Source organism: Mesorhizobium sp. M2A.F.Ca.ET.039.01.1.1 (genome assembly GCF_003998035.1).
GTDB lineage: Bacteria > Pseudomonadota > Alphaproteobacteria > Rhizobiales > Rhizobiaceae > Mesorhizobium.
In genome coordinates this window covers 1-1,121 of record NZ_RZRY01001227.1, presented here as the reverse complement: position 1 = coordinate 1,121, position 1,121 = coordinate 1, and the positions used below count along the sequence as shown (strand labels likewise).

The window sequence follows — 1,121 nt, the reverse complement described above, 5'->3', positions numbered from 1 at the left end:
CTCTTGCAGCAGCGCCGTCAGCCGCTCATCGCCCATGCGCAGGCGCCAGCGCGATGCGAAAATGACAATGAGCGCGGAACCTGTTCCATTCCGTCGGTCAGGAATTGGTGGCGATCCGTTTCCGACGCTTGGTCGAATCAAGAACGGCGGGTTATCTGGAGAGACGAAAGCTAAGCGCTCCCGTCCGTTTCACTCTCCTCAGCGATTTCGCGCACCGGCAGTATCCGGCGCAGCAGGCGCTCCGCAGCGTCGAGGACAGCCCCACGCGACACACCCAAGGCTTGCTCAGCTTCCTCGATCGAAAACACCACACGCCCGGCAGAAAGGAGGCTGGCCAAATATGTTGATAGGGCGGAGCGTTGATCGTGAACCATGTCCGATTATCCGCTTTTTTAGTGCGGAATGCCCCAAATCCGTTGACATTCGGCTGTCTGCTTTTGGACAGAGATGCCATCAGGATTCCGCGAGCTCACCGGATGTTTTCGGCACAAGTCCATCAGCAGCGGCCTTGCACACAATAAGGGCGTTGAACTGGCGCATTATTTGCACATCAGGATATGCCTGCCACAAACCACGCACCCGATGGGCCGCGGTTCCCGATGGGCATAATAGTCGTTGATCCGTTAGGGGTGAATCATGAGGAACATTGACGTGCGTGGCAAGGCCCCCATGCCGTTGTTTAGTGCCATCGACCTTGATACCACGGACGATCCCCCCGTCGGGCCGCTTGTTCGGCTTGAAGAAGCCGGCGGAGCATCCAGCTCCGTGGTGGCGCAGACGCGCTCTGAGTTTCAAGGCCCACGCGCAAGGGAGGAGCAACCCAGCAGTATCCTTTCTGATCTGTTTGAACAAGGTGACACAGCTGAGAGGCTTGATCCGATCGATCTGCTGAGCTTGACGCAATTAGGTCGTGAGCTGCGTGATGTCGTCCGGCCACTTCCGGCCTATCAAGAAAGTCGTCAAAGGGCTGCCCGAGTTCAGGGCATCTGGGAAAGGTTACAGCAACCGGGAGCAAATCCCTTGGCTGGGCTGATGTATTCCGGCGTGATCCAATCACTGGCGCCCAATTTCAATTGCCTCCTAAATGAGCAGAAGGATGCTCTTGTCGAACTAGTCGAGAA

General features: G+C 57.0%; 1 protein-coding gene. It reads left to right on the top strand.

What is annotated here, in order from left to right; translation table 11 throughout:
* Positions 1-636 precede the first annotated feature (636 nt).
* Positions 637-1,121 (top strand): hypothetical protein (locus tag EOA24_RS38825; protein ID WP_133374957.1); only part of this gene is annotated, 485 nt, incomplete at its 3' end.